The 13,189-nt window shown below is 58.2% G+C and carries 12 protein-coding genes; 2 read left to right on the forward strand and 10 right to left on the reverse strand.

Annotated features, from left to right (window positions below; genetic code table 11):
- Window positions 1–147: 147 nt before the first annotated feature.
- The 8 genes from IC37_RS19690 to IC37_RS19725 form a co-directional block, all read right to left on the reverse strand.
- Window positions 148–882, reverse strand: a complete 735-nt coding sequence (locus IC37_RS19690) for an amino acid ABC transporter ATP-binding protein (protein WP_030128213.1) — start codon at window positions 880–882, stop codon at window positions 148–150.
- Complete coding sequence (locus IC37_RS19695) at window positions 879–1,550, reverse strand: amino acid ABC transporter permease (protein ID WP_030128212.1); 672 nt, start codon at window positions 1,548–1,550, stop codon at window positions 879–881. The genes IC37_RS19690 and IC37_RS19695 overlap by 4 nt, the downstream gene beginning before the upstream one ends.
- Window positions 1,550–2,296 (reverse strand): amino acid ABC transporter permease, encoded by a 747-nt coding sequence (locus IC37_RS19700; RefSeq protein WP_030128211.1) that lies wholly within the window; start codon window positions 2,294–2,296, stop codon window positions 1,550–1,552. Before IC37_RS19700 ends, IC37_RS19695 begins: the two co-directional genes overlap by 1 nt.
- Before the next feature lie 193 nt (window positions 2,297–2,489).
- Entirely contained in the window at window positions 2,490–3,404 is a 915-nt protein-coding gene (locus IC37_RS19705) for a glutamate/aspartate ABC transporter substrate-binding protein (RefSeq protein ID WP_030128210.1), read from the reverse strand.
- Window positions 3,405–3,858: 454 nt separating this feature from the next.
- Entirely contained in the window at window positions 3,859–5,397 is a 1,539-nt protein-coding gene (gene glpD / locus IC37_RS19710) for a glycerol-3-phosphate dehydrogenase (RefSeq protein ID WP_030128209.1), read from the reverse strand.
- A gap of 329 nt (window positions 5,398–5,726) precedes the next feature.
- Window positions 5,727–6,482, reverse strand: a complete 756-nt coding sequence (locus IC37_RS19715) for a DeoR family transcriptional regulator (protein ID WP_030128208.1) — start codon at window positions 6,480–6,482, stop codon at window positions 5,727–5,729.
- Window positions 6,483–6,577: 95 nt separating this feature from the next.
- Window positions 6,578–8,083, reverse strand: a complete 1,506-nt coding sequence (glpK, locus tag IC37_RS19720; protein ID WP_030128207.1) for a glycerol kinase GlpK — start codon at window positions 8,081–8,083, stop codon at window positions 6,578–6,580.
- 76 nt (window positions 8,084–8,159) lie between these two features.
- Window positions 8,160–9,011, reverse strand: a complete 852-nt coding sequence (locus IC37_RS19725) for an MIP/aquaporin family protein (RefSeq protein WP_030128206.1) — start codon at window positions 9,009–9,011, stop codon at window positions 8,160–8,162.
- A gap of 371 nt (window positions 9,012–9,382) precedes the next feature.
- On the opposite strand from IC37_RS19725, the gene ybaK reads away from it, so the two are divergent.
- A complete protein-coding gene (ybaK, locus tag IC37_RS19730; protein WP_007898520.1) occupies window positions 9,383–9,853 on the forward strand; it encodes a Cys-tRNA(Pro) deacylase in 471 nt (156 codons plus the stop codon).
- Window positions 9,854–9,969: 116 nt separating this feature from the next.
- Window positions 9,970–10,752 carry a PhzF family phenazine biosynthesis protein gene (locus IC37_RS19735; protein WP_030128205.1) on the forward strand — a complete coding sequence of 261 codons (783 nt, stop codon included), beginning with the start codon at window positions 9,970–9,972 and terminating at the stop codon, window positions 10,750–10,752.
- Between the two features lie 70 nt (window positions 10,753–10,822).
- Here the strand turns inward: IC37_RS19735 and IC37_RS19740 are convergent, their stop codons facing one another.
- On the reverse strand, window positions 10,823–11,932 hold the full coding sequence (locus IC37_RS19740) for an ABC transporter ATP-binding protein (RefSeq protein WP_030128204.1): 1,110 nt from the start codon (window positions 11,930–11,932) through the stop codon (window positions 10,823–10,825).
- Window positions 11,929–12,849 carry an ornithine carbamoyltransferase gene (argF, locus tag IC37_RS19745; RefSeq protein ID WP_030128203.1) on the reverse strand — a complete coding sequence of 307 codons (921 nt, stop codon included), beginning with the start codon at window positions 12,847–12,849 and terminating at the stop codon, window positions 11,929–11,931. The genes IC37_RS19740 and argF overlap by 4 nt, the downstream gene beginning before the upstream one ends.
- Window positions 12,850–13,189 lie beyond the last annotated feature (340 nt).

A 13,189-nucleotide genomic window follows, 5' to 3' on the forward strand; every position in this document is an offset into this window, starting at 1 on the left:
GCCATCATAGCGCCCTATTGAGGTGTCCAATTTCATTAGGCCAGATCAGCTTGCTCGCGAAAGGGGTGTATCAGCCAACATCACTGTTGAATGTAATGGCCCCTTCGCGAGCAAGCCCGCTCCCACAGTAGGGGAGCGGTGCCTTTCTTAGTGCTGCAAAATTTTCGCGAGGAAGTGCTGTGTACGCTCGGCACGGGCGTTGATGTCGCCGAAGAACTCTTCTTTCCTGCAGTCTTCGATGATCTTGCCCTGGTCCATGAAAATCACCCGGTCCGCTACTTTACGGGCGAAGCCCATTTCGTGGGTCACGCACATCATGGTCATCCCTTCGTGGGCCAGTTGCACCATCACGTCGAGTACTTCGTTGACCATTTCCGGGTCAAGCGCCGAGGTTGGTTCGTCGAACAGCATGACGATCGGATCCATCGCCAGCGCACGGGCAACCGCCACACGCTGTTGCTGACCGCCGGAGAGTTGGCCCGGGTGCTTTTTGGCGTGGGCGGAGAGCCCGACGCGCTCAAGCAGTTGCAGGGCTTTTTTGCTGGCTTCATCCTTGCTGCGACCCAGCACCTTGACTTGCGCGATGGTCAGGTTATCCATGATGCTCAGGTGCGGGAACAGTTCGAAATGCTGGAACACCATGCCCACGCGCGAACGCAGTTTCGGCAGATTGGTCTTCGGGTCGGCGATGGACGTGCCATCGACGATCACGTCGCCTTTCTGGAACGGTTCCAGCGCGTTGACGCATTTGATCAGGGTGGATTTGCCGGAACCGGACGGCCCGCACACCACGATCACTTCGCCTTTTTTGACCTCGGTGCTGCAATCCGTCAGTACCTGGAAGTCGCCATACCACTTGTTGACATTCTTGATAGAGATCATACGGCAAACCTTTTTTGCAGACGCTTGACCAGCAGCGAGGCGGCAAAGCTGATTGTGAAGTACGTGAGACCTGCAAAGATCAGGAACTCATTGGAGCGGCCGATGATGTCGCCACTGGCGCGCGAGGCATTGAGGAAATCCACCAGACCCACCGCGTAAACCAGCGAGGTGTCCTGGAACAGGATGATGCTCTGTTGCAGCAGCAGCGGGGTCATCTTGCGAAACGCTTGCGGCAGGATGATCAGGCGCATCATCTGGCTATACGTCATGCCCATGGCCTGGGCTGCACTCATCTGGCCCTTGGGAATCGACTGCACGCCGGCGCGGACGATTTCGCAGAAGTACGCCGCTTCAAACATCATGAACGCCACGATGCACGAGGCGAACGCGCCGATCGGGGTGTCTTCGCCAGTGATCCAGCGCAGTACGAACGGCACCGCCAGGTAGAACCAGGTGATGACCAGCAGCAGCGGGATCGAGCGGAAGTAGTTGACGTAGGCGCCGGCAATGTTCGACAGCAGTTTGCTGTGGGACAGGCGCATCAGTGCCAGGATCGTACCGAGGATGATCCCGCCGACGACGCCCAGCGCCATCAGTTGTAGGGTCATGACCATGCCGTTCCACAAACCCGGCAGGGACGGGATGATGCCCGAGAAGTCGAATTCCATCATTTACCCCCTACGGAGATCAGGCCCGGTACGGCGACTTTCTTCTCGACACCGCGCATCAGCAGCATCAGGCCCATGTTCAGCGTGAAGTAGATCAGCGTTGCCAGGGTGAAGGCTTCGAACAGGTTGGCGGAGAACTCGGCGGTCTGTTTGGTCTGCGCGAGCAGCTCCATCAGGCCGATCAGCGATGCCACGGAGGAGTTCTTGAACACGTTCAGGAATTCCGAGGTAAGCGGCGGAATGATGATGCGGTAAGCCTGGGGCAGCAGCACGTTCCAGTAGATCTGCGGCAGCTTGAAACCCATGGCGCGGGCAGCGGATTCCTGGCCGCGGGGCAGCGCCTGGATACCGGTGCGCACTTGTTCGCAAACCCGAGCGGTGGTGAACAGACCCAGGCACACGACGACGCTGAGGAAGGCCGAGGTGGTCGGGTTGAGATCTTGCTTGTACCACTCCTGGATGTCCGCAGGCAGCAGGTCGGGCACCAGGAAGTACCAGATGAACAGCTGAACCAGCAGCGGCACGTTACGGAAGAGTTCGACGTAGCAGGTCGCGATGCCCGATACGATGCGATTCGGCACCGTGCGCATGACGCCCAGAATCGAGCCCAGCAGCAGCGCGATGATCCAGGCTGCGACGGCAATGGCGATGGTCCAGCCCAAACCGGAGAGGTACCAGTCGAAATAAATTTCGCTGCCCACGCCGGTGGACTTGAAGAACACGCCCCAGTCCCAGTTGTAATTCATTAGGGTCTCCCCTCGGATTCGTTCGATTTACAAATGCCCGCCTGGGGAAGCTCCGTTCCCGCCCAATCTTGATGATCAGGCACACACGAGCGGCTCGACAACCACCGGTTCGAGTGTTTCCAGAAAAGCCAGCAGGGAGTGACAAATCCCTGAAAGGGCGCAGGCCCTCTCAGGGGATAAGGTTAGTCAGAAATCAGGACTTCTTTTCGTCAGCCGCTTTGTCGGTCGGATTGGCGATCAGGGTCTTGAGCTCTTCGCTCATCGGGAACATCAGGTTCAGGCCCTTTGGCGGGATTGGCTGCATGAACCATTTTTCGTAGATCTTGTTGATCTCGCCCGAAGCGTAGGTCGCCTTGATGGCGTCATCCACAGCCTTCTTGAACGGCGCATCGCCTTTGCGAACCATGCAACCGTAGACTTCAAAGGACTGTGGAGTGCCGGTCACGGCCCAGTCGGTCGGCTTCTTGGCCTTGGCCATTTCACCGGCCAGCAAGGCGTCGTCCATCATGAAAGCCACTGCGCGGCCGGTTTCCAGCATCTGGAAGGACTCGCCATGGTCTTTGGCGGAGATCACGTTCATGCCCATCTGCTTGTCGGCGTTCATCGACTTGAGGATGCGCTCGGACGTGGTGCCGGCGGTGGTCACGACGTTCTTGCCTTTGAGGTCGGCGAAATCTTTGTAGGGCGAGTCTTTCTTGGCCAGCAGTTTGGTGCCGATTTCGAAGATGCCGACGGAGAAGTCAACTTGTTGCTGACGTTCGACGTTGTTGGTGGTGGAGCCGCACTCGAGGTCCACGGTGCCGTTCTGCACCAGCGGGATACGGGTTTGCGAGGTGACCAGGTTGTATTTGACCTGGAGGTTGGGCAGGTCCAGTTCTTTTTTCAGGGCTTCGACGACTTTCAGCTGGATGTCGTGGGAGTAGCCAACCGGTTTGCCGGAAGCGTCCGCGATGTAGGAAAACGGAATGGAAGCGTCACGATGCCCGAGGGTGATGGTGCCGGACTCTTTGATCTTCTTCAGTGTGCCGGTGAGTTCGGCAGCGAAAACTGGAGTGCTAATCAGAGCGGCAGCAATGGCTGCGCCCAGGATATGGGGAACGATGCGCATCAAATTTTCCTCGACATTGTTTTTTTTATGGAGCCAGTTCATCGGCCTTTTGGTGCTTCGAATGCCTGACGGCTCCTGAAGTGTTGGCGCAACAGGCATTCGTTCAAGAGTGTAGAGCATGACTCGTGCCAGGCCAGGCGGTATAGATCAAATTGTTGATTTATAAGGATATTAAATATTTATGGCGTGATTTTTCACGATCAGTAAATCCGGTTATCCGAATCGACCGACAAGTCGTGTTCGGAAAACCGAATGCAATTCCATGACTTGCACGTACCGTACCCTGTGGGAGCGGGTTTGCTCGCGAAAGCGGTCTATCAGCCGACGGATAGGTTGAATGTTAGTCAGTCTTCGCGAGCAAGCCCGCTCCCACAGTTGATCAATGGTGTTCTCTAGAATGCAAAAAGCCCCTGAATCTTTCGATTCAGGGGCTTTGGTTCAACCGGATTCTCGATCAGGCCGCTTCGATCTTGCTGCGGTTCTGTTCGACCTTGTTCAGGTAATCCTTGAGCTTTTGCTGTTCCGCCGGGGTGGTGAACAGCCCAAGCTTTGTGCGGCGCCACAGAATGTCGTGGGCGGTGGTCGCCCACTCTTCGCTGCACAGATAATCGACTTCGCGGGTGTAGAGACCACCGCCGATGTGTTCGCCCAGGTCACTGAGGTTTTGCACGCCTTCGAGCATGCGCCAGGTGCGGCTGCCGTAAGTGGTGGCCCAGCGTCGGGCTATTTCGGTGGGTACCCAGTCGAACTGGTCGCGGATCCGCGAGCTCAAGGCCTGCGGGGTGGTCATGTCTTCACCGCCGGGCAGGGTGGCGCTGGCGGTCCAGCTTGGCTTGATGTGCGTGAAGTACGGGGCCAGTTGCGCCAGCGCCGACTCGGCCAGTTTGCGGTAAGTCGTCAGCTTGCCGCCGAACACCGACAGCAGCGGCGCTTCTTCGCCACTGCCCGACAACGCCAATGTGTAATCGCGGGTGACGGCCGATGGATTGTCGGATTCGTCGTTGCACAGCGGACGAACGCCGGAATAGCTGTGCAGGATGTCGTCGCGGCTGACTTGCTTCTTGAAGTGGGCGTTGACCACTTTGAGCAGGTAATCGGTTTCGCCTTCGGTGATCGCAACTGCAGCCGGGTCGCCGGTGTACTCGCGGTCGGTGGTGCCGATCAGGGTGAAGTGGTTCAGGTACGGGATGGTGAAGACGATGCGCTGATCTTCGTTTTGCAGAATGTGCGCATGTTCGCCTTCATACAGCTTTGGCACGATCAAGTGGCTGCCCTGGATCAAACGGATGCCGTACGGCGACTCCATCTTCAGGTCGTCGCGGATGAACTTGGCGACCCACGGGCCGGCTGCATTCACCAGCGCTTTGGCGCGGATCGAAAACAGGCTGCCATCGACGCGTTCCAGGTGCAGGTGCCACAGGCCCTTGGTGCGACGGGCACTGACGCACCGGGTTTGGGTATGGACGTGAGCGCCTTTCTCGCGGGCGGCCATGGCGTTCAGTACGACCAGGCGGGCGTCGTCGACCCAGCAATCGGAGTATTCGAAGCCTTTGGTGATTTCGCTTTTCAGTGCGCTGTCCGGACCAAACTTCAGGCTTTTCGAGCCTTCGAGTTTTTCTCGTTTGCCGAGGTGGTCATAAAGGAACAGGCCGGCGCGGATCATCCAGGCCGGACGCAGGTGCGGGCGGTGCGGCAGCACGAAGCGCATCTGTTTGACGATGTGCGGCGCCTTGGCCAGCAGCACTTCGCGCTCGGCGAGGGCTTCGCGCACCAGGCGGAATTCGTAATGTTCGAGGTAGCGCAGGCCGCCGTGGATCAGCTTGCTGCTGGCGGAGGAGGTATGGCTGGCCAGGTCATCTTTTTCGCAAAGGAACACCGAAAGACCGCGACCGGCGGCATCCGCTGCGATCCCCACGCCATTGATCCCACCACCGATGACGGCGATATCGTAAACCTCGGCGAGAGGGGGCGTAGGCAAGGTAGAAGTGGGCATCGTCTGGCCTCGGGCTTTTGAATTTCTATATTTGAATTCGAACATTAATGTTCATTTGCGAAAATATTAGCCCATAAAGACGCCCGCAGCCAGTCAACTTCGATTGAAAATACTGATCGAAGGGCGGTTAAAGGAAAATTTACGAACATTGAATGAGCGTGGGAGTGCTTTTGTGGCGAGGGAGCTTGCTCCCGCTGGGCTGCGAAGCAGCCCTAAAACCGGTGAACGCGGTTTTTCAGGAAGAACAAATTGTCTGATTTGCGTCTGCTGCGCAGCCCAGCGGGAGCAAACTCCCTCGCCACAAGGGAGCGCGCTGTTTTCGCGGGGGGTTAAACCACTTCCAACCGAATCTTGTGCTGGCTCAACAACTGCGCCAAGGCCGGCGAGGGCTGCTGATCGGTGACCAGGCAATTGATCAGGCTGATCGGCCCCAGACGAATCATGGCATTGCGCCCGAATTTGCTGGAGTCAGCCGCCAGAATCACCTGCCGGGCATTGGCGATAATCGCTTGGGACACCCGCACTTCCTGATAATCGAAGTCCAGCAAGCTACCGTCTTCATCGATGCCGCTAATGCCGACCAACGCGAAGTCGACCTTGAACTGGTTAATGAAGTCGACGCTGGCCTGACCGACCACGCCCCCGTCACGCCGTACGTTGCCACCGGTCAGCAGCACGTCGAAGTCGTCCTTGGCGCTGAGCATCGAGGCCACATGCAGGTTGTTGGTAATGATCTTCAGGTGGTTGTGGTTGAGCAACGCCCGAGCGATGGATTCGGTGGTGGTGCCGATATTGATGAACAGCGAGGCGTGATCGGGAATTTGAGCGGCAATGGCTTCGCCGATGCGCTGCTTTTCATCGCGCATCTGATCGGCGCGCATGGCGTAGGCGGTATTTTCGACGCTGGAGTCGTAGGCTGCGCCGCCGTGGTAGCGACGCAGCAGATTCACTTCCGCCAGTTGATTGATATCGCGGCGGATGGTTTGCGGTGTAACGACGAACAGCTGAGCCATTTCTTCGATGCTGACATAGCCGCGTTCGCGGACAAGTTCGAGGATTTGCTGCTGACGGGGAGGCAGATTCATGGGGCTTCCTTTGGGCTGCCATGCAAAATTTGCCCATGATGCCGCAGGAATCCGCTCCCTACCAGTTACAACCAGATACGAGTCCGGTCCTCGGCTTATTCAGCACCCTCGTGCGGTTCCCAGTCGCGAGTGCGGCTGACAGCTTTTTTCCAGCCAGCGTAGAGTTTTTCCTTCGCGGTTTCGTCCAGCGTCGGTTCGAATTCGCGCTCGATCACTGCCTTGCCGCGCAACTCGTCCAGGCTGGCCCAGAAGCCGCAAGCCAAGCCAGCCAGGTACGCCGCGCCCAATGCGGTGGTTTCGCGCATTTGCGGACGCTCGACCTGAGTGCCGAGGATGTCGGCCTGGAATTGCATCAGGAAATTGTTCGCGACAGCGCCGCCGTCCACCCGCAGGGACTTGAGGCGTTCGCCGGAATCCTGCTGCATGGCGTCCAGAACGTCGCGGGTCTGGTAGGCAATCGACTCCAGCGCGGCACGAATGATGTGATCCACGCGTACGCCGCGGGTCAGGCCGAACAGCGCGCCACGGGCATACGGGTCCCAGTACGGAGCGCCCAGACCGGTGAAGGCCGGCACCAGGTACACACCGTTGCTGTCCTTGACCTTGTTGGCGAAGTATTCGGTGTCGTGGGCGTCGTTGATGATTTTCAACTCGTCACGCAGCCACTGCACGGTGGAGCCACCGTTGAATACCGCGCCTTCGAGGGCGTAGGCCACTTCGCCGCGCGGCCCGCAAGCGATGGTGGTGAGCATGCCGTGTTTGGATTTCACCGCTTTGTCGCCGGTGTTCATCAGCAGGAAGCAACCGGTGCCGTAGGTGTTTTTCGCCTGGCCTGGCTCGACGCACATCTGGCCGAAGAGAGCAGCCTGCTGGTCGCCGGCGATACCGCCAATGGCGATGCCGCTTTTGGTGTGGCCGTAGATTTCGGACGAGGATTTAACTTCCGGGAGCATCTCGCGCGGGATGTCGAGGACTTCCAGCATCTTCGCGTCCCACTCCAGCGTGTGGATGTTGAAGAGCATGGTGCGCGAGGCGTTGGTGTAGTCGGTGACATGCACCTTGCCGCCGGTAAATTTCCAGATCAGCCAGCTGTCGATGGTGCCGAACAGCAGTTCACCCTTGCGCGCACGCTCGCGGCTGCCTTCGACGTTGTCGAGGATCCACTTGAGTTTGGTGCCGGAGAAGTATGGGTCGGTGACCAGGCCAGTGGTGTCGCTGATGTATTGCTCGTGACCATCGCGCTTGAGCTGCTGGCAGATTTCGGTGCTACGGCGGCACTGCCAGACGATCGCGTTGTAGATCGGGCGGCCGGTGGTCTTGTCCCAGACCACAGTGGTTTCGCGCTGGTTGGTGATGCCGATGGCCGCGACCTGATCGTGATGCAGGCCGGCTTGAGCCAGGGCCTCGACCATCACGGCGCTTTGGGTGGCGAAGATTTCCATCGGGTCATGTTCGACCCAGCCGGCTTGCGGGTAATGCTGTGCGAATTCGCGCTGGGCGGTGCAGACCACGTTCGCGTCACGGTCGAAAATGATCGCGCGGGAGCTGGTCGTACCCTGATCGAGGGCAATGATGTAGTTCTTATTCTGAATGTCGGTCATGTCGATTGCCTTGGACGAGAATTAGGAAGTGAGGTCAGGCGTGGGACCAAATGGGCAGGATCGCGCGCCAACGGTTTCAAGACGTTCTTGGTTTGCCGTCAATGGCCGGTGCTGCATCCTTTGTAGCAGGTATGGCGCTGGGCAGATGACGGGCAATCAGCCCGCGATAAGCTGCAGCACCGAGGCAGGCACCGACAATCGGTGCAAAAATCGGGATCAGGAAGTACGGGATATCGCGCCCGCCAGTGAAGGAAATTTCACCCCAACCGGTGAAAAAAGTCATCAGTTTAGGACCGAAGTCGCGGGCCGGGTTCATCGCGAAACCGGTCAGCGGGCCCATCGAGCTGCCAATCACGGCAATCAGCAGGCCGATCAGCAGCGGCGCCAGCGGCCCTTTGGGCAGACCATTGTTGTCGTCGGTCAGCGACATGATCACGCCCATCAGGATGGCGGTGATGATCACTTCAACCAAAAAGGCCTGGGCTGTGGTCAGGGCAGGGTTTGGGAAGGTGGAGAACACCGAAGCCAATTCAAGGCTGGCCTCGGTGCCACGAACCATTTGGTGAGTTTGTTCGAAATCGAAGAAAAGGTTGCTGTACAGCGTGTAAACCAACAAGGCCCCGCAGAAGGCGCCAGCCACCTGGGAGAAGATATAGAAAGGCAGTTTGCGCTTTTCGAAGTCAGCGAAAATGCTTAGCGCGATACTCACGGCAGGATTGAGGTGCGCGCCGGAAACGCCGGCGGTGAGATAGATCGCCATGCTGACGCCCACCCCCCAGATGATGCTGATTTCCCATAGGCCGAAGCTGGCACCCGCCACCTTGAGCGCGGCAACGCAGCCGGTACCGAAAAAAATCAGCAGTGCAGTACCCAGAAACTCGGCCATGCATTGGCTCGAGAGCGACGGTTGTTGTAAAGCAGTTGTCATTGAAAACCTCTTTTTTGTTGTTGTCTGGCGCTTATTCATCAAAGTCAAAGCGCGATTTTCACCAAGGCAAGAATCCCCATCCTGTGCTCGGCTTACTGCTGGGTGCTGCGGTGAGACATTCGTACAGTATTCAGATTCGAAAAAATATAGACAAGAAACGCTGCTGTCAAAGGTCGAAAGTGAACTGTCGGTCACATTTCAACTATGAGTCACGTGAATGACCACATCGTTCATCAGGCCGACCGACCGTGGACGAACGGCAGAGGGGGCCGGCCAAGCCTTTGAAATGGCGCCGCAATCGAGCCCTTTATCGATCAATGACCTAGAATCCTGCGCAGTATTTTTCTTCTGCCGCCAAGCTTGGAGCTGCTATGACCCCCGCATTGGATTTGTTGAAAAAAGTTCGTGCCGAACATCGCGTGCACAGTTACGAACATGATCCGAAGGCAGCGTCCTATGGTCTGGAGGCCGCGGAAAAACTGGGATTGGACCCGGCTCAGGTGTTCAAGACATTGCTGGCGGCCAGCGAAAAGGGGGAATTGTTGGTGGCGGTGGTGCCGGTCGTCGGAAGTCTGGACTTGAAGGCGCTGGCGCATGCCGCTGGCGTGAAAAAAGTCGAAATGGCTGATCCTGCCGCCGCGCAACGTTCGACGGGGTATCTGTTAGGTGGCATCAGTCCGCTCGGGCAGAAGAAGCGCCTGCGTACCTTTATTGACAGTTCAGCTCAGCCTTTTTCCAGCATCTTCGTCAGCGCCGGACGGCGTGGTCTGGAAGTTGAACTGGCGCCCGCCGTGTTGGCCGAGCACACCCAAGCGAAGTTCGCCGATATCGGTCGCGCCTGAGCAGAAGGCCTCGGGCGTTTAGACCGGCGCTGTATTGTGAAAAATGATTCGTTCTGTCACTGGTGAAGGGCTCTTCATGGCTTCATGCTCGTGACCTTAAAAAAGGGAGAAGTGCCATGCAATTGGAGTTTCATCAGGTTGATGCATTCAGTGACCGTCCATTCAGTGGTAACCCGGCGGTGGTGTACCGGCTCGATGCCTGGCTCGACGATGAGTTGATGCAAAAAATCGCCGCCGAACACAACCTCGCCGAAACTGCATTTCTGGTACGTGAGGGTCCCGTCTGGCACATCCGCTGGTTTACCCCGACCACCGAAGTCCCGTTATGCGGTCATGCGACCTTGGCCAGTGCTTATGTTCTGTTTGAAATCTATCAGGAGCCGGTCGAACGGCTGGACTTCATCTGCAAGTCCGGCCCGCTGAGTGTCAGCCGTGAGGGCAAGCGCTTGTGGCTGGATTTCCCGGCCATCGTGCCGACAGAAGTGGGCGTGACCCTGGATGTCGAGCGCGCCTTGGGTGTGAAAACAGTCGAAGTGCTGGGTTCGAAAGAATTGTTCGTGGTGCTGGAGTCCGAGCAAGCGGTGCTCGATTGTCAGCCGGACATGGTTGCGCTGGCAAAACTGCCATGGCCGGGTGCCATTGTGACGGCCAAGGGCGACAAGCATGATTTTGTGTCGCGGTACTTTGCCCCGGCAATCGGCATCAACGAAGACCCGGTGACCGGATCGACCCATTGCAGCCTGATTCCGTATTGGTCGGAACGCTTGAGCAAGTCGAGTTTGACGGCTTATCAGTGTTCGGCACGAGGCGGGGAGTTGTTCTGCCAGCTGGAAGGGGGTCGAGTGAATATTGGCGGGAATGCGACGCTGGTTGCAAGCGGCAAATTATTGCTCGGATGATCGTGTGTAGGAGCGAGCGGTGCGGCGATCCGACTTGCCCGCACCGCTCGCTCCTACACAGATTCTGGTGTCAGCTGGCGGTGCTGTACCGCCGAACACCGGATTCGATCACCGGAATCTGCGCCGCCGTGCTGCCGGACGCCTGGAACAACACCAGGTGTTCAGCCGCCACCCGAATGCCTACTTCAGCACCGACCAGATGATCGGCATGACTCGGGAAAATCGACTCCAACTGTGCGCCCGTAGGCAACTGCAAGCGGTACAGGGTTGATGCCCCCTGGAAGCTCTTGCCAACAATCTGCGCCCTCAGTGGGCTGTCCGGCGCATAGACGATATCGTCCGGACGCAACAACACATCCACGGCACAACCGATTGGCCAGGTGTAGGCACGGTTACCGCGCAATTCACCCAACTCGGTCTGCACCGACTCCGGGCTGCTCAACTGACCGCGAATGAAGTAACCCTGGCCAATGAAACTGGCCACGAATGGCGTCAGGGGTTCGTGATAGAGGTTGTAGGGCGTGTCCCACTGCTCCAGGCGACCTTCCTTGAAAACGCCCACGTGGTCGCTGACCGCGAAGGCTTCTTCCTGATCGTGGGTCACCAGGATTGCACTGGTGCCGCGAGCCTTGAGAATGCCGCGTACTTCATGGCTGAGCTTGCGTCGCAATTCGCCGTCGAGGTTGGAGAATGGTTCGTCGAGCAACAGCAGTTGCGGTTCCGGCGCCAACGCGCGGGCCAATGCGACCCGTTGCTGCTGGCCGCCCGACAGTTCGTGGGGGAAACGCTTGCCGAGGTTTTTCAGGTTGACCAGTTCGAGCAGTTCTTCGGTGATGCGATCCTTTTGCGGGTGCTTGCGGATCCCGAAGGCGATGTTCTCGGCCACGCTCAAGTGCGGAAACAGTGCGTAGTCCTGGAACACCATGCCGATCCGGCGTTTCTCAGGAGCAAGGGTGAAGCCAGCGCTGGAGATGGTCTCGCCCGCCAACTGGATTTCACCTTCGTGCACGGGTTCGAAACCGGCAATTGCCCGCAGGGTGGTGGTTTTGCCGCAGCCTGAAGACCCCAGCAGGCAACCGATATCGCCGGCATTCAAATGCAGGTTGAGGTTCTGCACGACACGCTGGTTTTGATAACCGCAGGCCAGGTTGCGCAGATTAAGCAGTAAAGGCTGGCTCATGCGTGGTGGTACGAAGGTTCGACGAGAAACTCAAGCAGGGCCTTTTGTGCGTGAAGACGGTTTTCGGCCTGATCCCACGCCACCGAGCGTGAGTCGTCGAGCAAGTCGAGGCTGATTTCCTCGCCGCGGTGGGCCGGCAGGCAATGCATGAACAGTACGTCCGGCGCGGCCAGGTCGAGCAGGGCGCGGTTGACCTGGAACGGTGCGAACAACTTCAGGCGCTTGGCGGTTTCCTCTTCCTGGCCCATGGAGGTCCAGACGTCGGTGCTCACCAGGTGCGCGCCACGCACAGCTGCTTGCGGGTCGCGGACGATGGTCACCCGATCGCCGGCTTTAGCCACGAACTCTGGGTTGGGTTCGTAGCCTTCCGGGCAGGCGATGCGCAACTGGAAGTCGAACTGGATCGCCGCTTCAATGTAGCTGTTGCACATATTGTTGCCGTCGCCGATCCAGGCCACGGTCTTGCCTTGAATCGAACCCCGGTGTTCGAGGAAGGTTTGCATGTCGGCCAGCAGCTGGCACGGGTGCAGGTCATCGGACAGGCCGTTGATCACTGGCACACGGGAGTTGGCGGCGAATTCGGTCAGGGTGCTATGGGCAAAGGTACGGATCATCACTGCGTCGAGCATGCTCGACATGACAATGGCGCCGTCGCCGATCGGCTCGCCGCGACCCAATTGGGTATCGCGTGGCGACAGGAAGATCGCCTGGCCACCGAGCTGGATCATGCCGGCTTCGAACGAGATACGGGTGCGGGTCGAGGACTTCTCGAAAATCATCCCCAGGACGCGGTTCTTCAAAGGCTCGAACAGTACGCCGCGGTTACGCAGGTCTTTGAGCTCAACGCCTCGACGGATCACGCTGACCAGCTCTTCGGGCGTGCAATCCATCAGGGAGAGAAAGTGCCTTGCGCTCATCATTGACTACCTTTTTGCAACAGACCGCAGATACTCAAAGCCTTGTTTAACTGAAAAACGGGCGAGACCTGCGGCGTAAGCCGCACGGGGCGACGAAATAGGGGAAGGCGCGATACTGACATTAAATGTCGCGTTATGCCAATAGGCTACGGTGTTTGGAGGATTTCAGAGGGGCTACGGGATGACCGCGGTAGCGCTTTTGAAGCCTGTTTCCTGACAGCAGCTGACCATTTGTACACTGGGCTCGCCGGGCTTGGCAATCTAACGGGGCGAGGACGACTCGTTGGTGGTCGGTTTTTGACCTGTCATTCGAGCCTTTGGCGGGCAATGTGTCTTGCTC

Origin of the sequence: Pseudomonas sp. QTF5, assembly GCF_000512695.2 — a bacterium.
In the GTDB taxonomy this organism is placed as follows: Bacteria; Pseudomonadota; Gammaproteobacteria; order Pseudomonadales; family Pseudomonadaceae; genus Aquipseudomonas.

Coding starts and splice junctions, on each gene's coding strand:
- IC37_RS19690 (WP_030128213.1), bottom strand. CDS start 882: ATGATCTCTATCAAGAATGTCAACAAGTGGTATGGCGACTTCCAGGTA.
- IC37_RS19695 (WP_030128212.1), bottom strand. CDS start 1,550: ATGGAATTCGACTTCTCGGGCATCATCCCGTCCCTGCCGGGTTTGTGG.
- IC37_RS19700 (WP_030128211.1), bottom strand. CDS start 2,296: ATGAATTACAACTGGGACTGGGGCGTGTTCTTCAAGTCCACCGGCGTG.
- IC37_RS19705 (WP_030128210.1), bottom strand. CDS start 3,404: ATGCGCATCGTTCCCCATATCCTGGGCGCAGCCATTGCTGCCGCTCTG.
- glpD (WP_030128209.1), bottom strand. CDS start 5,397: ATGCCCACTTCTACCTTGCCTACGCCCCCTCTCGCCGAGGTTTACGAT.
- IC37_RS19715 (WP_030128208.1), bottom strand. CDS start 6,482: ATGAATCTGCCTCCCCGTCAGCAGCAAATCCTCGAACTTGTCCGCGAA.
- glpK (WP_030128207.1), bottom strand. CDS start 8,083: ATGACCGACATTCAGAATAAGAACTACATCATTGCCCTCGATCAGGGT.
- IC37_RS19725 (WP_030128206.1), bottom strand. CDS start 9,011: ATGACAACTGCTTTACAACAACCGTCGCTCTCGAGCCAATGCATGGCC.
- ybaK (WP_007898520.1), top strand. CDS start 9,383: ATGACCCCCGCATTGGATTTGTTGAAAAAAGTTCGTGCCGAACATCGC.
- IC37_RS19735 (WP_030128205.1), top strand. CDS start 9,970: ATGCAATTGGAGTTTCATCAGGTTGATGCATTCAGTGACCGTCCATTC.
- IC37_RS19740 (WP_030128204.1), bottom strand. CDS start 11,932: ATGAGCCAGCCTTTACTGCTTAATCTGCGCAACCTGGCCTGCGGTTAT.
- argF (WP_030128203.1), bottom strand. CDS start 12,849: ATGAGCGCAAGGCACTTTCTCTCCCTGATGGATTGCACGCCCGAAGAG.